General features: G+C 71.2%; 8 protein-coding genes. 4 read left to right on the forward strand and 4 right to left on the reverse strand.

Annotated features, from left to right (window positions below; all coding sequences use genetic code 11):
- Nucleotides 1-14 precede the first annotated feature (14 nt).
- Genes LXT12_RS08435 through LXT12_RS08445 form a run of 3 tightly spaced genes read right to left on the reverse strand, consistent with a single transcriptional unit; the run spans nt 15 to nt 4686 of the window.
- Nucleotides 15-1715, reverse strand: a complete 1701-nt coding sequence (locus tag LXT12_RS08435) for an ExeA family protein (RefSeq protein ID WP_233391105.1) — start codon at nt 1713-1715, stop codon at nt 15-17.
- 35 nt (nt 1716-1750) lie between these two features.
- The gene (locus LXT12_RS08440) at nt 1751-3505 is read right to left on the reverse strand and encodes an IlvD/Edd family dehydratase (protein WP_233391106.1); all 1755 of its coding nucleotides are present in this window, start codon (nt 3503-3505) and stop codon (nt 1751-1753) included.
- Nucleotides 3502-4686: a fumarylacetoacetate hydrolase family protein gene (locus LXT12_RS08445; protein WP_233391107.1), complete on the reverse strand. Its 1185-nt coding sequence runs from the start codon at nt 4684-4686 to the stop codon at nt 3502-3504. The genes LXT12_RS08440 and LXT12_RS08445 overlap by 4 nt, the downstream gene beginning before the upstream one ends.
- Before the next feature lie 211 nt (nt 4687-4897).
- Between LXT12_RS08445 and LXT12_RS08450 the strand changes: the two genes are divergently transcribed.
- The 3 genes from LXT12_RS08450 to LXT12_RS08460 all read left to right on the forward strand — a co-directional run bounded on the left by LXT12_RS08450 (nt 4898) and on the right by LXT12_RS08460 (nt 9076).
- Nucleotides 4898-5101 carry a hypothetical protein gene (locus LXT12_RS08450; RefSeq protein WP_233391108.1) on the forward strand — a complete coding sequence of 68 codons (204 nt, stop codon included), beginning with the start codon at nt 4898-4900 and terminating at the stop codon, nt 5099-5101.
- A gap of 167 nt (nt 5102-5268) precedes the next feature.
- Nucleotides 5269-7743, forward strand: coding sequence for an amidohydrolase family protein (locus LXT12_RS08455; RefSeq protein ID WP_233391110.1), 2475 nt, complete (start codon nt 5269-5271; stop codon nt 7741-7743).
- A 19-nt stretch (nt 7744-7762) separates the two neighbouring features.
- Complete coding sequence (locus LXT12_RS08460; RefSeq protein WP_233391112.1) at nt 7763-9076, forward strand: hypothetical protein; 1314 nt, start codon at nt 7763-7765, stop codon at nt 9074-9076.
- A gap of 24 nt (nt 9077-9100) precedes the next feature.
- Here the strand turns inward: LXT12_RS08460 and LXT12_RS08465 are convergent, their stop codons facing one another.
- Nucleotides 9101-10996 carry an AAA family ATPase gene (locus tag LXT12_RS08465; RefSeq protein ID WP_233391113.1) on the reverse strand — a complete coding sequence of 632 codons (1896 nt, stop codon included), beginning with the start codon at nt 10994-10996 and terminating at the stop codon, nt 9101-9103.
- A 347-nt stretch (nt 10997-11343) separates the two neighbouring features.
- On the opposite strand from LXT12_RS08465, the gene LXT12_RS08470 reads away from it, so the two are divergent.
- Complete coding sequence (locus tag LXT12_RS08470; protein WP_233391114.1) at nt 11344-18462, forward strand: HAMP domain-containing protein; 7119 nt, start codon at nt 11344-11346, stop codon at nt 18460-18462.
- Nucleotides 18463-18465: the final 3 nt, after the last annotated feature.

The raw sequence follows: 18465 nt of genomic DNA on the forward strand, positions 1-18465 counted from the left end.
GTGGGTTCCTGTGTTCAGCGGGCCGGGTCCAGGCGCGGCTCGGCCACGCCGGCGGCCCGGTTGATCTGCATCAGCGTGATGGGGCCGACGCGGCCGTCCGGCTGCAGGCCCTGGCCGGCCTGGAAGGCCTGCACCTGGCGGGCCAGCTCCGGCCAGGGCGGCGGCGCCGACGCGGCCGTGCTGGCGGCGCTGGCCGACGGATCGGCCGCCGATACTGCCAGCCGGGCCGCCAGCCATTCGCGCAGCGGCCGGCCGTCTTCGGCCCGGCGGGCATAGCCGGGCGGCACGCGCCACAAGGTGAGGAACTCGCCACGCCACGCACCGGCCAGTTCGGCCAGCGCGACACGGCGGGGCCGGCCATCCACCCACAAGGTGGCGTCCTGGCCCTGCAGGCCCACGAGCGCGGCCAGGGCCGGCGGCCGGCCGGGGCGCTGCAGCGTCAGCAGCACGGGGCGATCGATGAGGCGGATCAGCGACAGGCTGCCGCTGGCGCTGCGGTAGCACTGCAGGCCGTGCTCGGCGGCCACGGTGCAGGGGTCGGCCTGGGGCGGCAGCGGCAGGCCCCAACGCCCGGCCAGGCCGGCCCAGGCCTCGCCATCCTGGGGCGCCCAGTCGGCCAGGCGCAGGGGCTCGGGTGTCGGCGCGGCACTGCTGGCGGCCGAGGCCGGCGGCGTTACCGCCGACGCGGCCCGTGCCGCGGCGGACGCAGAGGCCGCCGCGGAGGCGGCCGAGGCCGGCTGGGCCATGCCCATCGCGCCGGAGCGACCCGCGCGGCCGGCCTGTACGGATTGAGAGGACTGCTGCAGCTGCCACGTCAGCCCCGCGCCGGCCAGGGCGGCGCCCAGCACCGCCATGCCCAGGGCCAGGCGCGACCGCTGGTGCCGGGCCGTGGCTGCGGCGGGGCGCTCGTCGAAGACCTCGGCCGCGGCCTGGCGCACGATGGCCGGCGTGACCTGGGCCTGCCCGCCCGCGTAGGCCCCCAGCAGGGCGCGGTCGCAGAGCAGGTTGATGCGGCGCGGCACGCCGCGGGTGAGCTGGTGGATGAGGCGCAGCGTCTTGCTGTCGAAGGGCAGGGCGCCGGTGAGCCCGGCCACCGTCAGCCGGTGGCGGATGTACTGCGCCGTCTCGTCCTCCGACAGCGCGCCGAGGTGGAAGCGCGCGATCACGCGCTGCGCCAGTTGCTCCAGCTCGGGCCGCGCCAGCATGTCGCGCAGCTCGGGCTGGCCGATCAGCACCACCTGCAGCAGCTTGCGCTCGGCCGTCTCGAGGTTGGTCAGCAGGCGCAGTTGCTCCAGCACGTCGGCCGAGAGGTTCTGCGCCTCGTCGATGATGAGGACGTTGTTGCGGCCGGCCGCATGCTGGGCCAGCAGGAAGGCGTTGAGCGGGTCGACGTAGTCCTTCACCGTCTGCGCGCCGGCCGGCACGGGCACGTCGAACTCGTCGCAGATCGCCTGCAGCAGCTCAGGGACGGTGAGCTTGGGGTTGAAGATGTAGGCGACGTTGCAGTTGGCCGGGATCTGCTCCAGGAAGCAGCGGCAGACGGTGGTCTTGCCGGCGCCGATCTCGCCGGTGAGCAGCACGAAGCCGCCGCCGCCGTCCAGCCCGTAGAGCAGATGGGCCAGCGCCTCGCGGTGGCGCTCGCTCATGAAGAGGTAGTGCGGGTCCGGCGCGATCGAGAACGGCGCTTGTTTCAAGCCGAAGAAGGGCGCGTACATGGGGCGGCAGGATAACCACTGCGCCCGGGCGGGCCTCAGTGGTTGTGCCGCGGCGGCGTGTCCACCACGCCGCGGTAGGGCACGGCCAGTTCCAGGCAGGCGCCGGTGGACAGCGGCCCCACGGTCGAGCGGTAGAGGGCCTGCCAGGGCGTCTGGCTGGCGGGCACGGGCGGCAGCGGCTCGGCGCGGCGGCGGGCCAGCTCTGCGTCGCCGAGCAGTGCGTCACAGCGCCCGGCCCTGAGGTCGACGCGGACGACGTCGCCCGTGCGCAGCCAGGCCAGGCCGCCGCCCACCGCGCTCTCCGGCGAGGCGTGGACGATGGAGGGGCTGTCCGAGGTGCCGGACTGCCGGCCGTCGCCCAGCGTCGGCAGGCTGGTGATGCCCCGGCGGATCAGGGCGTCAGGCGGCTGCATGTTGACCACCTCGGCCGAGCCTGGCCAGCCCACCGGCCCCGCGCCGCGCATGACGAGGATGCAGCCCTCGTCGATGCCCAGGGCCGGGTCGTTGATGCGGGCGTGATAGTCCTCGGCGCCGTCGAAGACGATGGCGCGGGCCTCGAAGGCGCCGTCCTTGAGGTAGCGCTCGCGGAAGGCGGCCGAGACGACGCTGGCCTTCATGATGGCGAAGTCGAAGAGGTTGCCGGAGAGCACGACGAAGCCGGCGTCCTCCTTCAGCGGCGCGTCCACGGGGCGGATGACCTCGCGGTCCTGCGTCTGCCGCCCCTGCAGGTTGGCCGCCATCGTGCGGCCGGTGACGGTGGGCCGGTCGGTGCGCAGCAGGCCGGCCTGCTGCAGCTCCCACATCACGGCCGGCACGCCGCCGGCGCGGTGGAAGCGCTCGCCGAGGAAGCGGCCGGCCGGCTGCATGTCCAGCAGCAGCGGCACGCGCTGGCCGACCTCGGTCCAGTCCGCCGCGGTCAGCTCCACGCCGGCATGCCGGGCCATCGCGGTCAGGTGAGGCTGGGCGTTCGTCGAGCCGCCGATGGCGGCATTGACGACGATGGCGTCGAGGAAGGCCTCGCGCCCCAGGATGCGCGACGGCCGCAGGTCCTCCCTGGCCATCGCCACGATGCGCCGCCCCGTCTCGTAGGCCATTTGGGCGCGCTCCCGGTAGGGCGCCGGGATGGCAGCGCAGCCGGTCAGCGACAGGCCCAGGCACTCCGCCAGCGCGTTCATCGTCGAGGCCGTGCCCATGGTGTTGCAGTGGCCGGCCGACGGGGCCGAGGCGGCGGCGATGCGGATGAAGGTCTCTTCGTCGATCTCGCCGGCCGCCAGGCGCCGCCGGCCTTCCCAGATGGCCGCGCCCGAGCCGACCAGCCGGCCCTCGAACCAGCCGTCCAGCATCGGGCCCCCGGACAGCACGATGGCGGGCAGGTCGACGGTGGACGCCGCCATGACCTGGGCCGGCGTCGTCTTGTCGCAGCCGGTGGTCAGAACCACGCCGTCGAGCGGATAGCCGTGCAGGACCTCGACCAGGCCGAGGTAGGCCAGGTTGCGGTCCAGGGCGGCGGTGGGGCGGCGGCAGTTCTCGAAGACGGGATGCAGCGGGAACTCCATCGCGATGCCGCCCGCATCGCGGATGCCGTCGCGCACGCGCCGGGCCAGGTCGAGGTGGATGCGGTTGCAGGGGCTCAGGTCGCTGCCGCTCTGGGCGATGCCGATGATGGGCCGGCCCGAGCGCAGCTCCTCGGGCGTGAGGCCGTAGTTCATGAAGCGCTCCAGGTAGAGCGCCGTCATGTCGACGTGGGCCGGGTTGTCGAACCAGTCCTGTGAGCGCAGGCGGCGGCTCATCGGGCGCGGCCCTGCAGGTGGGCGAGCAGGGCGCCGACGCCGTAGGTCCAGGGCGGGATGGCGTCGCTGCGCTGCACGGTGTTGACGAGGGCGCCCAGCGCCGGGCTGGCGATGGTGACGACGTCGCCGAGGCGGTGGGTGAAGCCGGCGCCGGCTGCGCCGCGGTCCTGGATGGGCGAGAACATCGTGCCGAGGAAGAGCATGAAGCCGTCGGGGTACTGGTGGTGCGGGCCGCAGGCCTGGGCGACCAGCTCCAGCGGGTCGCGGCTGATCTCCTCCATGCGGCTCACGCCGTGCAGCACGAAGCCGTCCTCGGCGCCTTCGATGCGCAGGCTGACCTCGGCCTGGCGCACCGTGTCCAGCGCGAAGCGGTCGTCGAAGAGCCGGATGAAGGGGCCGATGGCGCAGGAGCCGTTGTTGTCCTTGGCCTTGCCCAGCAGCAGGGCGCTGCGGCCTTCGATGTCGCGCAGGTTGACGTCGTTGCCCAGCGTCGCGCCGACGACCTCGCCGCGGCCGTTCACGGCCAGCACGACCTCGGGCTCGGGGTTGTTCCACTGCGAATCGGGATGCAGGCCGACCGCCGCGCCGAAGCCCACCGCCGACATGGGCTGGGCCTTGGTGAAGACCTCGGCGTCCGGCCCCAGGCCCACTTCGAGGTAGGGCGACCACGCGCCGCGCGCGACGAAGTCGGCCTTGAGGCGCTGCGCCGCGGCCGAGCCCGGACGGATGGCGGACAGGTCGCCGCCGAGGGTCTCGCGCAGGCGTTCGCGCAAGGCGTGGGCCCGCGCCGCGTCGCCGCCGGCCTCGGCCTCGATGACGCGCTCCAGCAGGCTGACCGCGAAGGTCACGCCGCAGGCCTTGACGGCCTGCAGGTCGCAGGGCGCCAGCCAACGCGGCCGGCCGGCCTCGGGCGGCGCGGCGAGGGCCTCGTCGAGCAGGGCCTGGGCCGGCCCGAGGGCCTGGCCGGGGGCGCTGCGGGCGATGTGCAGGCGGTCAGGGTGGTCCAGCAGCGCGGCCATCGTCGGCGCATGGGCGGACACGTCGACGACCTCGCCATCGCGCACGGCCACGAGGGCCGGCCCGCCGCGGTCGGGGCGCCACAGGCGGCCGAGGAGGCTGGCCTCGGCGGCGTCGTGGGGCAGGCCGAGGCCGGTGGAGTGGGAACTGCTCGGACGGGGCATGGGCGTGGCGGTCAGCGCGGAAAGGTCGGCATTGTGAGCGCTACCAATCGGTTTGCAAAGCTGGCGGTGCGCGGCCGGCGGTGGGGCCGGAGCGCGGCGTCTGTCACAAGCGGTAGCTTCCTGCGCGCCGATGGCGTCAACCCCGTCGGAGTGCTGGCGTTCAGGAGAAGCCGGTGCACCTCGCTGCGCCGGTCCTCACAGGAAAGCCGCCATGACCACGCTGACCCTCACTTTCAACGGACCCGACAGCCAGGCCCGGCAGGCCCTCGGTGGCTTGCTGCAGCGCTATCGCTCGGCCTACTTCGTCGAGCGCAGCCGCCGCGAGTACGCCGTGACCGCCGACGACGCCACGGCGGCGGAGCTGGCCCGCCAGCCGGGCTGGTCCAGCGAGGTGGCGCCGGCCGCCGGCCGCTGATCCCGCGCGGGCTCCGCCGCAGGAGCCGACGCCGCGCCCGCCTCGGGCCCGGGTGACAGATTGGGGATGGCGCCTTCGGTTGCTCAACGGCTGTTGAGTTACGTCAATGTTCGAGGGCCTTGCAGGGACACCATGCTTCCACTCAAACGGAAGAAGCGGGGTTTCCCATGCCGTCCGACCCTGTCGTCAGCGCCGCCGCTCCGGTGGCCGCCGTCCCGCCCGCCGCACCCTTCCCGGACTGGAAGCTCATCCACCTGCCGCCCCGCTCGGTCTTGCCGTTCGGGGAGGATGAGGAGTTCAAGAGCGAGTCGCCCACCGTCCTGCGCGGGCTCTTCGTCGACCTGGCCGAGCCGGGCGGCAAGGGGGTGGCGCTGGCCGAGCTGCTGCGCCGCCGCGCCAACGCCACCGACGCGCTGGAGATCCATGCGGACGTGCTGCGCATCGCCGTCCCCTTGCAGCTGGCGCTGAAGTCGTTGCGCATCCACGCCCGGCGCATCGAGGTGGGCGCGGCCGGCTCGCTGGCGTTGCTGCCCGTGGAGGGCGTGGGCGACGTGTCCCTCGACGTGTACGCGAGTCAGGTCATCCTGGAGCGGCCCGAGGTGCTGTGGCGCATCACCTTCCTCGGCCTGCCGCAGGCCTTCGGCGGCGCGGACCTGCCGGGCCACCTGAGCGTGCGCCGGACGGTGGACGCGAGCGGCCAGGCCCAGGTCACGGCGCCCCGGCCGGTGCACGAACTGGTGCCCGGCGACCGTCTGCAGGCCCAGTTCCAGCTGGGTGCCGCCAAGCGGCTGCAGTTCGCCAAGGACGTGCCGGGCGCGCCGGAGTCCTGCAGCATCGCGCTGGAACTGGCGCGGTGGGTGAACGACACCCAGCTGTGTACCGACGGGGACGCCGCGATCGCGGCCGAGGCTGCCGTGCTGGCGGAGCGGTTGAGCAAGCCCCTGCGCAGGGCCCATCCGGTGCCGCTGTTGCTCTGGGGGGTCTATCACGAGCTGGCGAAGGAGCAGGCGCAGGCCCTGGCGCTGGTCGAAGCCCAGGCGCAGCGGTTCTTCGAACGCGACGAGCAGCGTGGCGCGTGGCGCGCCGCCGCCGACGACCTGTTGGCCCACTACGAGAACACGTCCGCCCTGTCCAGGAAGCTTCGCGACCAGGCCAGGACGGAGCGCGACACCGCCCTGGAAGCCTGGAACACGAGCCGCGACAGCCTGGAGAGCCAGCGCAAGGCGGTGGACAGCGCCAAGGCCGCGTTCGATGCCGGGATCGAGAAGAAGCGAACGGAAATCAAGACCGAACTGGCCCTGGCCGGCGTGGCCATCGGCGTCTCGCTGATCGCCGGGCTGGTGGCGGCCTGCAGCGGCAGCGGCGGAGGTGCCAACCAGGCACTGGATGCGGCCAAGAAGGTGGAGGAGGCGCAGAGCCTGCTCGCGCGGATCAACAAGGCCGTGGAGATGATCAACAAGGTCGCCGGCTTCTTCGAGAAGATCCACAAGGTCTACGAGCTGACCTCCAAGGACGTCGGTGGCCTGGGCAAGCTCAGGAAGTTCGAGGGCTGGGCCAAGAAGGACCCGGCCGAACCCGTGCCGACGGCGGCCGACTGGGAGGTCTACCGGGTCACGGTGGAGGCGACGCTGGGTCCCGCAATCAAGCTGGAAGTCAACGGCGCCGAGGACTATCTGGCCGCCATGCAGTCCCTCGCCATCCGGGCGCGCGATGCCCTCGGATGCGGGACCCAGTGGACCCACTGCCTGGCGGTGCTTCAGCAGCGCGAGTGGGAGTGCGAGCGCGACGAAGCCGACCGCAAGACGCTGGAGAAGCGCCGGGCCGCGCTGGGGGATGCCCGGCCGGACCTGCAGAGCCGCATGTTCTACGAGCGCATGCATGACCAGCTCAAGCTCGCGCTGTTGCAGTCGCTGTCCAAGCTCGGCGACGCCTACCGCTACCACGCGCTGGCCGAGCCGGCGCGCGAGGCGACGGCAGACATGTCAGCGGCCACGTTGAACCAGCTGGTGGCCATGGCGGCGACCGACATGGTGGGGGCGCTGGAGTCCTTCAAGACGCCGCCGACCGACTGGTGGCCCGAGCCCTGGCGGCTGAGTTCGCGGTCGTCCGGCGAATCGGCCCGCGCCTTGCAGCGCCTGCAGCAGGAGCGCAAGTTGACGTTGACCCTCGACCCGGACCAGCTGCCCCAGTTCGATCGCGTGCGCATTTCGGAAATCCGCGTCTGGCTGCAGGCGCCCCATCTCGTGGACCGCGAGATCACGATCGACATCGCCACCTCGGGGCTTTATCACGACTTCATGCGCGGGACGCACTTCGAGTTCGTCACCGCCCCGCTGGACCGCAGCTTCGCCTACGTGCCCAAGGGCGAGGCGGGCGGCGACGGCCACCGGGCCCACATCACGCATGGGACCAAGGAAAAGCAGGTCGACGACAAGGCCCTCTTCGCCGAGCCGACGCCCTTCACGACCTGGGAGTTCGCGGTCCCGCAGGAGAGCAACGCGGGCCTGGATCTCGCCACGGTGACCGACGTGACGGTCCAGTTCAGGGGCAGCTGCATGCACGCCCACCCGCCGCGCAAGCCGGCGCCGGTCAAGGCCGGCACCGTGCCGGAGCCCAACCCATTGGCTTTGCGCCCCGTCTAGCGGCGCCAAGGAGAACGGCATGGCCGAAACAGCGAACGGCGCGGCCCCGGGGCCGATGCGGGTCAGCATGCCCATCGTGCGCCTGGAGGGCGGCACCGATCCCTTCGACGGCGCCCTCGAGGTGTTGATCCACGCCGACACGGTGCAGGTCTGCGGCAAGGTCTGCCTGCCGGGCCGAAAGTTGGTCATCTGGGCGCGCGAGGTGGAGGGCGAGGACGGCGTGCTCGACCTCAGCGGCGCGCCGGCCCTACCCAACCACGAGTCGCGCTCGGCGCCGCCGGCCTTGCGCGGCACCCCCGACCAGCCGGACGGCCAGCCCGGCGAGGCCGGTGGTGACGGCCACGACGGGGGCGGGCTGAGCCTGAACGTGGACCGCATCAGCGGCCGGCTCACGGTGCTGGCCAACGGCTCGCCGGGCGGGCGCGGCCAGCACGGCGGCAATGGCTATGAACCGCGCCGCGGCAAGGACGGGCAGGACGGCTCCTTCACCCAGGTCTGGCCCGCCGCGCCCGCCGGCCCCTACGGCGCGGCGCTGCTGCACGAAGAGACCAGCCCGGTGATGGGCGGCGGCCGCGACGTGCAGGGCGTGCAGATCGCCTATGGCGAGCGCGGCGGCGATGCGAAGAAGGGCGGCAATGCCGGCCAGGGTGGTCGCGGCGGGCGAGGCGGCCACGGCGGGACCGTGACCGTGCGCTGGGCGTCGGCCGTGCCGCGGCAGGTGCCGGAACTGGTCGCCAACGGCGCGCCGCCTGGCGCACCGGGCGGCAACGGCGCCGTCGGGCCGGCCGGCAAGATCGGACTGGGCGGTCGCAACCGGCTCTTCTGGTATTTCGCGACACCCCGTACCACGCCGGTCACGAGCCAGGAATTCGTCGACCAGGCCAGCGAGGATGAACGCTACATGCTCGGCCGCTACAAGGTCTCTCCCGCCTTGCGGGCCGATGCCGGCACGCCGACCGACCAGGCCGGCAGCGAGGCGGCGCCGCCCGAGCCGGCTCCCGTCGGCCGACCGGGACAGGTGGTCTTCCAGCAGACGCCGGCCGGCGCCCTGGGCAAGGCCTGCGAGGCCGACTATCTCGAGGCGGTGCGCCGCTGGGCCGAGCAGGACGCCGAGCGCGGCATGGAATGGGTGGCCAAGGGCATCGACGCGGCGGACTCACGCACCTGGCTCGCCGGCGAGCAGCTGCTGATCCGGGCTCAGATGGGCTGGATGTGGCTGCGGTCGCTGGCGGGGTTCTCGCACGACGAGCTTCGCGCCGAGGCCGAACAGCGGCTGCCGGAGCTCGGGCGGTTCATGAGGGCCCATCCCTTCGCGCCGACGCTGACGCCCTGACCGGGCGGAGCCTGGCGGTCCGGCTCAGGCCGTTGCGAGGGCTTCGCCGCTGAGCACGTCCTTGAGCGGCGCGCCGCTCACCGTCTCCTGCCCCAGCAGCAGTTCGGCCAGCGCCTCGAGGCGCTCGCGCTTGTCCTCCAGCACGCGGCGGCACTCGGCCTGGGCGGCTTCGAGCAACTGGCGCGACTCGTCGAGCAGGGACTTCTGCACATCGGGGCCGATCAGCTCGCGCGGCACGCCGGCCATGCTGAGCAGGCCGAAGGTCTTGCCGAAGCCGAGCGACCCGATCATGTTGGTGGCGAGTTCGGAGGCGCGCTTGAGGTCGTCGGCCGCGCCGGACGAGGCGTTGCCGAAGGCGATCAGCTCGGCCTCGCGGCCGGCCAGCATCATGGCCAGGCGGGAGCGCAGCTCGCGTTCGCCGTAGAGCGGCTCCTCGTTCGGGCGGGTCACGTAGGTCACGCCCAGGGCCGGGCCGCGCGGCTCGATGCTGACGCGCTCGACGCTGCCGGCATCCAGCACATGGGCCACCAGGGCGTGGCCGGACTCGTGAAAGGCGATGCGGCGCAGCGTCTCGGGCGTGATGACGCTCTTGGTGTTGGACACCTCGCCGCCGAGCTGGTGGGTCTCGAGGGACTGGTAGACGCGCTCCTGGCTGACCCGGGTCTCACCAGCCTCGGCGGCATAGGCCGCGGCGCGGTTGACGCAGTTGGCGATGTCGGCCGGCGACATGCCGACCGCGGTGCGGGCGATGGAGGGCAGGTCCATGCCCTCGGTGGCCTTGACCTGGCCGAGGTAGAGGCCGAAGAGCTGCTCGCGCTCGGGCGCGGTGGGCAGGCTGGTGCGCACCACGAGGTCGAAGCGGCCGGGGCGGCGCATGGCCTCGTCGACGTTGTCGACGTGGTTGGTGGCGCCGATGACGACGACGTTGTCCAGCGACGAGAAGCCGTCCATCTCCACGAGCAGGCGGTTGATGATGCGGTTCTGCTCCTGCTCGCCGCCGCCGGGCGCCTCCTTGCCGCTGCTGCGCCGGCCGATGCCGTCGATCTCGTCGATGAAGATGATGCAGGGCGCCGCCTCGCGGGCCTTCTTGAACAGCTCGCGCACCTTGTTGATGCCGGCGCCGTAGAACATGGAGCTGAAATGGGAGCCGTCCACGCTGATGAAGCTGGCGCCGCATTCGCCGGCCAGGGCCTTGGTCAGCAGGGTCTTGCCGGTGCCCGGAGGGCCGTCCAGCAGCACGCCGCGCGGCGCGCGGGCACCGACGGCGACGTACTGCCTGGGGTCCTTCATGAAGGCGGCGACGCGGCGCAGGGCCTTCTTGGCCTCGTCGGCACCGATGACGTCGTCGAAGCGGGTGCGGGGCTTTTCCGCCAGCCGGGTGCGCGCGCCCAGGGTGCCGCGCATCTGGAACCAGATCAGCAGGCCGGCCACGCCGACGAAGGCCAGCAGCGGCGCCATCACGCCCATGGCATGGTCCAGCGACTGGATGAGGCGTTGGCCGGCGGTGCGCGGGTCGACGTCGATGTCGGTGAGGGCGAAGCCCTGGGCGAGGCTGAGTTCGCCCAGGTGCGAGCCCAACTCGTTCTTGCAGTTGAAGCCGCAATCGATCAGCCGCGTGCTGAGCTGGTGGCCGGCGCGGTCGGTATAGAGCACGACGGGACCGCTGACGCCGACGGCCGCCACCTCGCCGGCGCGCACCGAGCGCTCGAACTCCGACGCCTCGCGCGGGTGGGCCAGCCACTGCTCGGGCGCGCGCTCGAAGACCTGGGCGGTGGCGTTCTTGCGCGCCTGCATCTCGCTGGCGGTGCGCTCCTGAAGCCGGGACAGGAAGAGGGCGCCGAGCAGCACCAGCGCGGTGGCGGCTGCGATGAGGAGCTTCTGGCGCAGGCGGGGGCTGGGTGAGTTGCTGGCGCTGTCCATGGTGTGGGGCGGTGCGGTGAACGGGTGGATTAGGTTGAAGGCGAGACTACCGGCCCGCCCGGCGCGGCGCGCGTGCGTTATCGAGGCTTGGCGTCCGGCATCCGTAGCAATTGGCAACAAGGCCGGGAAGCGAGAAAAATTGCCGTGCGGCCGAGGGGCGGGCGGCCCCCGCCGGCCGGCCTCCAGGCACGAGGCTCCCTGATAGAGTCGGCCGCCGCTCCAGCGCACCGCATGCCTAAGCAGTTAGTGCTGGTGCGCCGGGTTCCAACTCCGTCACCAGGACTGAGCGCACCATGAGCTCCACGACCGCGCCGCGAACTCGCAGGACACGGGCCACCGCAGCCCCCATGGCAGTCACCGCAGCCCCGGCAGGCGCCGCCGCACCGGCCTCGCCGCAGCCTGTCACGGAGCCCGGCCTTGCCCGCTCGCGCCAGATCCTGGCGGCGCTGGTGGCCTTCCGCGACGGCGACTTCACCGTCCGGCTGCCCACCGACTGGAGCGACGTCGACGGCCAGATCGCTGCCGCCTTCAACCAGATCACCGCGCAGGAGGCCCGCATCGCCGCCGAGGTGGCGCGGCTGAGCGCGACGGTGGGCAAGGAAGGCCGGCTCAAGCACCGCATGTCGCTGCCCGGATCGCTCGGCGGCTGGGCGGTCAAGGTCGAGTCCATCAACACCCTGCTAGACGACCTGGTGCGGCCGACCGCCGAGATCGCCCGCACCATCGGCGCCGTGGCCAAGGGCGACCTCAGCCAGTCGATGGAGCTGATGGTGGACGGCCGCGAGCTCAAGGGCGAGTTCCTGCGCTCGGCGCGGCTGGTGAACACCATGATCGAGCAGCTGTCGGTCTTCACGAGTGAAGTGACCCGCGTGGCGCGGGAGGTCGGCACGGAGGGCAAGCTCGGCGGCCAGGCCCAGGTGAAGGGCGTGTCCGGCGTGTGGAAGGACCTGACGGACTCCGTGAACCAGATGGCCGGCAACCTGACGGCCCAGGTGCGCAACATCGCCGACGTGACCATCGCCGTGGCCAACGGCGACCTGTCCAAGAAGATCACCGTGGACGTGCGCGGCGAGATCCTGCAGCTCAAGGAAGCCACCAACACCATGGTGGACCAGCTGCGCTCCTTCGCCTCCGAAGTGACCCGCGTGGCGCGCGAGGTGGGCACCGACGGGCGCCTGGGCGGCCAGGCCGTGGTGCCCGGCGTGGCCGGCACCTGGAAGGACCTGACCGACTCGGTCAACGCCATGGCCACCAACCTGACGGCCCAGGTGCGCAACATCGCCACGGTGACGACCGCCGTCGCGCGGGGCGACCTCAGCCGCAAGATCACCGTCGACGTGAAGGGCGAGATCCTGGAGCTGAAGGAAACCATCAACACCATGGTCGACCAGCTCAACAGCTTCTCGTCCGAAGTGACCCGCGTGGCCCGCGAGGTGGGCACCGAAGGCAAACTCGGTGGCCAGGCCCAGGTGCCGGGCGTGGCCGGCACCTGGAAGGACCTGACGGACAACGTCAACTCGATGGCGAGCAACCTGACCAACCAGGTGCGCAACATCGCCGACGTGGCCACGGCCGTGGCCAACGGCGACCTCTCCAAGAAGATCACCGTGGAGGTCAAGGGCGAGATCCTGGCGCTGAAGAACACCATGAACACCATGGTGGACCAGTTGAACGGCTTCGCCGGCGAGGTCAGCCGCGTGGCGCGCGAGGTGGGCACGGACGGCAAGCTCGGCGGCCAGGCCCAGGTGCCCGGCGTGGCGGGCACGTGGAAGGACCTGACGGACAACGTCAACTTCATGGCCTCCAACCTGACGGGCCAGGTGCGCAACATCGCCGAGGTGACGACGGCGGTGGCCAACGGCGACCTCTCCAAGAAGATCACCGTGGACGTGCGCGGCGAGATCCTGGAGCTGAAGAACACCATCAACACCATGGTGGACCAGCTCGGCGGCTTCGCCTCCGAAGTGACCCGCGTGGCGCGCGAGGTGGGCACCGACGGCAAGCTCGGCGGCCAGGCCCAGGGCCGCGGCGTGGCCGGCATCTGGAAGGACCTGACCGACTCGGTCAACGCCATGGCCACCAACCTGACGGCCCAGGTGCGCAACATCGCCGAGGTGACCACGGCCGTGGCCAACGGCGACCTGTCCAAGAAGATCACCGTGGACGTGCGCGGCGAGATCCTGGAGCTGAAGAACACCATCAACACCATGGTGGACCAGCTCAACGGCTTCGCCGGCGAGGTCAGCCGCGTGGCGCGCGAGGTGGGCACGGACGGCAAGCTCGGCGGCCAGGCCCAGGTGCCCGGGGTGGCCGGCACGTGGAAGGACCTGACCGACAACGTCAACTCCATGGCTTCCAATCTGACGGGCCAGGTGCGCAACATCGCCGACGTGGCCACGGCCGTGGCCAATGGCGACCTGTCCAAGAAGATCACGGTGGACGTGAAGGGCGAGATCCTGGAGCTGAAGAACACCCTGAACACCATGGTGGACCAGCTCAACGGCTTCGCCTCCGAGGTCAGCCGCGTGGCGCGCGAGGTGGGCACCGAGGGCAAGCTCGGCGGCCAGGCCGCCGTGCCCGGCGTGGCGGGCGTGTGGAAGGACCTGACGGACAACGTCAACTTCATGGCCTCCAACCTGACGGGCCAGGTGCGCAACATCGCCGACGTGGCCACCGCCATCGCCCGGGGCGACCTCTCGTCCAAGATCACCGTGGAGGTCAAGGGCGAGATCCTGGCGCTGAAGAACACGCTCAACACCATGGTCGACCAGCTCAACGGCTTCGCCTCCGAGGTGACCCGCGTGGCCCGCGAGGTGGGCACCGACGGCAAGCTCGGCGGCCAGGCCGTCGTGCCCGGCGTGGGCGGCACCTGGAAGGACTTGACCGACTCGGTCAACGCCATGGCCACCAACCTAACGGGCCAGGTGCGCAACATCGCCGAGGTGACCACGGCCGTGGCCAACGGCGACCTGTCCAAGAAGATCACGGTCGACGTGCGCGGCGAGATCCTGGAGCTCAAGGACACCATCAACACCATGGTGGACCAGCTCAACGCCTTCGCCGGCGAGGTGACCCGCGTGGCGCGCGAGGTGGGCACCGAGGGCAAGCTCGGCGGCCAGGCCCAGGTGCCCGGCGTGGCCGGCACGTGGAAGGACCTGACGGACAACGTCAACTCCATGGCCTCCAACCTGACGGGCCAGGTGCGCAACATCGCCGACGTGACCATCGCCGTGGCCAACGGCGACCTGTCCAAGAAGATCACCGTGGACGTGCGCGGCGAGATCCTGCAGCTCAAGGAGACCATCAACACCATGGTCGACCAGCTGCGCGCCTTCGCGTCCGAGGTGACGCGCGTGGCCCGCGAGGTGGGCACCGAAGGCAAGCTCGGCGGCCAGGCCGCCGTGCCGGGCGTGGCCGGCGTGTGGAAGGACCTGACCGACAACGTCAATTCCATGGCGTCCAACCTGACCAACCAGGTGCGCAACATCGCCGACGTGGCCACCGCCATCGCCCGCGGCGACCTGAGCCGCAAGATCACCGTGGACGTGCAGGGCGAGATCCTGCAGCTCAAGCAGACCATGAACACCATGGTCGAGCAGCTCGGCGCCTTCGCCTCCGAGGTGAGCCGCGTGGCGCGCGAGGTGGGCACCGAGGGCAAGCTCGGCGGCCAGGCCCAGGTGCCCGGCGTGGCCGGCACGTGGAAGGACCTGACCGACAACGTCAACTCCATGGCGAGCAACCTGACCAACCAGGTGCGCAACATCGCCGAGGTGACCATCGCGGTGGCCAACGGCGACCTCTCAAAGAAGATCACGGTCGACGTGCGCGGCGAGATCCTGCAGCTCAAGGAGACCATCAACACCATGGTCGACCAGCTGCGCGCCTTCGCGTCCGAGGTGACGCGCGTGGCCCGCGAGGTGGGCACCGAAGGGCGGCTGGGCGTGCAGGCCGTGGTGCCGGGCGTGGCCGGCACCTGGAAGGACCTGACCGATTCCGTCAACACCATGGGCGCCAACCTGACGGCCCAGGTGCGCAACATCGCCGAGGTGACGACGGCGGTGGCCCGCGGCGACCTCAACCGCAAGATCACCGTGGACGTGAAGGGCGAGATCCTGGAGCTGAAGAACACCATCAACACCATGGTGGACCAGCTCAACGCCTTCGCCGGCGAGGTCACGCGCGTGGCCCGCGAGGTGGGCACCGAAGGCAAGCTCGGCGGCCAGGCCGAGGTGGCCGGCGTGGGCGGCACCTGGAAAGACCTGACCGACAACGTCAACTTCATGGCCTACAACCTGACCGAACAGGTGCGCGGCATCGTCAAGGTCGTGACCGCCGTGGCCAACGGCAACCTGAGCCAGCGCCTGACCGTCCAGGCCAAGGGCGAGATGGCGGCCCTGGCCGACACCATCAACAACATGACCGACACCCTGGCGACCTTCGCCGAGCAGGTGACCAACGTGGCCCGCGAGGTCGGCGTGGACGGGCGCCTGGGCGGCCAGGCCCACGTGCCGGGCGCAGCCGGAACGTGGAAGGACCTGACCGGCAACGTCAACCTGCTGGCCGCCAACCTGACGACCCAGGTGCGCGCCATCGCCGAGGTGGCCACCGCCGTGACCAAGGGCGACCTGACGCGCGCCATCCAGGTGGACGCCAAGGGCGAGGTGTCCGAGCTCAAGGACAACATCAACACCATGATCTCCAACCTGCGGGAGACCACGGAGCGCAACCGCGAGCAGGACTGGCTCAAGACCAACCTCGCCAAGTTCACCGGCATGCTGCAGGGCCAGCGCGAGCTGCAGACCGTCAGCCGCATGCTTCTGGCCGAGCTGGCGCCGCTGGTGCAGGCCCACCAGGGCACCATCTACCACCTGGCCGGCGCCCAAGGCGACGAGCACCTGCAGCTGCGCCTGCTGGCCAGCTACGCCCAGTCGGGCACGGTGCAGCTCATGCCCACCATCGAGCTGGGCGAAGGCCTGGTGGGCCAGTGCGCGCTCGAAAAGCGCAGCATCCTGCTGGCCGACATCGCCGCCGATTTCGTCGCCATCTCCAGCAGCCTCGGCCGCGCCCAGCGCGTCAGCGTCGTCGTGCTGCCGGTGCTGTTCGAGGGCCAGACCAAGGCGGTCATCGAGCTGGCCACGCTGCAGCCCTTCAGCAGCGGGTCGCTGGCCTTCCTGGAGCTGCTGACGCAGAGCATCGGCGCGGTGTTCAACACCATCGAGGCGACCATGCGCACCGAGGCCCTGCTCGCGCAGTCGCAGCAGCTGACGGTGGAGCTGCAGTCCCGCCAGACCGAGCTGCAGGAGACCAACGAGCAGCTCGGCACCAAGGCGCGGCTGCTGGCCGAGCAGAACGCCGAGGTCGAGCGCAAGAACGCCGAGGTCGAGCAGGCCCGCCACGCGCTGGAGGAGAAGGCAGCCGAGCTGGCTCTGACCTCCAAGTACAAGTCCGAGTTCCTGGCCAACATGAGCCACGAGCTGCGCACGCCGCTGAACTCCATCCTCATCCTCAGCCAGCAACTGGCCGGCAACAGCGACGGCAACCTCAGCGGCAAGCAGGTCGAGTTCGCCCGCAACATCAACTCCTCGGGCTCGGACCTGCTGCACCTCATCAACGACATCCTGGACCTGTCCAAGATCGAGTCCGGCACGGTGACGGTGGAGATCGAGGAGATCCCGTTCGCGACGCTGCGCGACAGCATCGACCGCAACTTCAGCCACGTCGCCGAGGCCAAGAACCTGCCGCTGCGCATCCTCTTCGCCGACGACCTGCCGCGCAGCATGGAGAGCGACGCCAAGCGCCTGCAGCAGATCCTGAAGAACCTGTTGTCCAACGCGGTGAAGTTCACCTCGCAGGGCCATGTGGAGCTGCGCGTCAGCCTGGCCCGCGAAGGCTGGAGCGCCGACCACCCGGTGCTGTCGACGGCGCCGCAGGTGCTGGCCTTCGCCGTGGAGGACACCGGCATCGGCGTGGCGCCGGACAAGCAGCGCCTCATCTTCGAGGCCTTCCAGCAGGCCGACGCGGGCACCTCGCGCAAGTACGGCGGCACGGGCCTGGGCCTGGCCATCAGCCGCGAGCTGGCGACGCTGCTGGGCGGCGAGATCAAGCTCATCAGCCGCCACGGCGAGGGCAGCACCTTCACCCTCTTCCTGCCGCTGCACTTCACCGGTTCCGACAGCGCCCGCACGGCGCGGCCGCCGAGCGAGCCCGACCCCGCCCTGCAACTGCGCCCGGGCGTGCCGCTCGTGCGCGAGACCCAGGTGGCCGACGACCGCGACAGCATCGTCGAAGGCGAGCCGGTGCTGCTCATCATCGAGGACGACCCGCAGTACGCCCGCATCGTGCTGGGGCTGGCGCGCGACCGCGGCTTCAAGGGCCTGGTGGCGCTCAAGGGCGCGCTCGGCCTGGAGCTGGCGCGGCGCTTCCGTCCCACCGCCATCTCGCTGGACATCTTCCTGCCCGACATGCTGGGCTGGACCGTGCTCAACCAGCTCAAGCTCGACCCGCTGACGCGCCACATCCCCGTGCAGATCTTCAGCGTCGCCGAGGAGGACCGCACCCACGGCCTGGCCCATGGCGCCTTCTCCTATCTCGTCAAGTCGTCCACCAGCGAGGGCATGGAGGCGGCGCTGGATCGCATCCGCGACTTCACCGAGCCGCGCACGCGGCGCCTGCTGGTGGTGGAAGACAACGAGATCGAGCGCGGCGCCATCGTCGAGCTGCTCGGGCACGACGACATCGAGCTGGTGGCCGTGGGCACCGGCGCCGAGGCGCTGAGGATGTTGCGCGAGCAGGCCTTCGACTGCGTCGTGCTCGACCTGCGCCTGCCCGACGTCAACGGCTTCGGGCTGCTGCAGCAGCTGCAGGCCGACCCCTCGCTCGCCGCCGTGCCGGTGGTCGTCTACACCGGCAAGGACCTGTCCGAGGCGGAGCGCAGGCAGCTGCGCAGCCTGGCCAAGAGCGTGGTGCTCAAGGACGTGCAGAGCCCCGAGCGGCTGCTGGACGAGACGGCCCTCTTCCTGCACCGCGTCATCACCGAGCTGCCGCAGGACAAGCAGGACATCCTGCAGCGCCTGCACGGCGCCGCCGAGATGCTGCGTGGCCGCCAGGTGCTGGTGGTGGACGACGATGCGCGCAACATCTTCGCCCTGACGACGCTGCTGGAGAACCAGGACATGCAGGTGCTCACAGCCACCAGCGGGCGCGCGGCCATCGAGATCGTGCGCAAGACGCCTGACCTCGACCTCGTGCTGATGGACATCATGATGCCGGACATGGACGGCTACGAGACCATGCGCGAGATCCGCGCCCATCCGGAGTTCCGCAACCTGCCCATGCTGGCCCTCACGGCCAAGGCCATGAAGGGCGACCGCGAGAAATGCCTGGAGGCGGGCGCCAGCGACTACATCTCCAAGCCGGTCAACACCGCCCAGCTGCTGTCGCTGATGCGCGTGTGGCTGCACCGCTGATGA

The organism is Pelomonas caseinilytica (assembly GCF_021353235.1).
Classification (GTDB): domain Bacteria; phylum Pseudomonadota; class Gammaproteobacteria; order Burkholderiales; family Burkholderiaceae_C; genus Pelomonas; species Pelomonas caseinilytica.

Excerpts from the sequence above, each read along its gene's own strand:
- LXT12_RS08435 (WP_233391105.1), bottom strand. The coding sequence starts at position 1,715 with ATGTACGCGCCCTTCTTCGGCTTGAAACAAGCGCCGTTCTCGATCGCG.
- LXT12_RS08440 (WP_233391106.1), bottom strand. The coding sequence starts at position 3,505 with ATGAGCCGCCGCCTGCGCTCACAGGACTGGTTCGACAACCCGGCCCAC.
- LXT12_RS08445 (WP_233391107.1), bottom strand. The coding sequence starts at position 4,686 with ATGCCCCGTCCGAGCAGTTCCCACTCCACCGGCCTCGGCCTGCCCCAC.
- LXT12_RS08450 (WP_233391108.1), top strand. The coding sequence starts at position 4,898 with ATGACCACGCTGACCCTCACTTTCAACGGACCCGACAGCCAGGCCCGG.
- LXT12_RS08455 (WP_233391110.1), top strand. The coding sequence starts at position 5,269 with ATGCCGTCCGACCCTGTCGTCAGCGCCGCCGCTCCGGTGGCCGCCGTC.
- LXT12_RS08460 (WP_233391112.1), top strand. The coding sequence starts at position 7,763 with ATGGCCGAAACAGCGAACGGCGCGGCCCCGGGGCCGATGCGGGTCAGC.
- LXT12_RS08465 (WP_233391113.1), bottom strand. The coding sequence starts at position 10,996 with ATGGACAGCGCCAGCAACTCACCCAGCCCCCGCCTGCGCCAGAAGCTC.
- LXT12_RS08470 (WP_233391114.1), top strand. The coding sequence starts at position 11,344 with ATGGCAGTCACCGCAGCCCCGGCAGGCGCCGCCGCACCGGCCTCGCCG.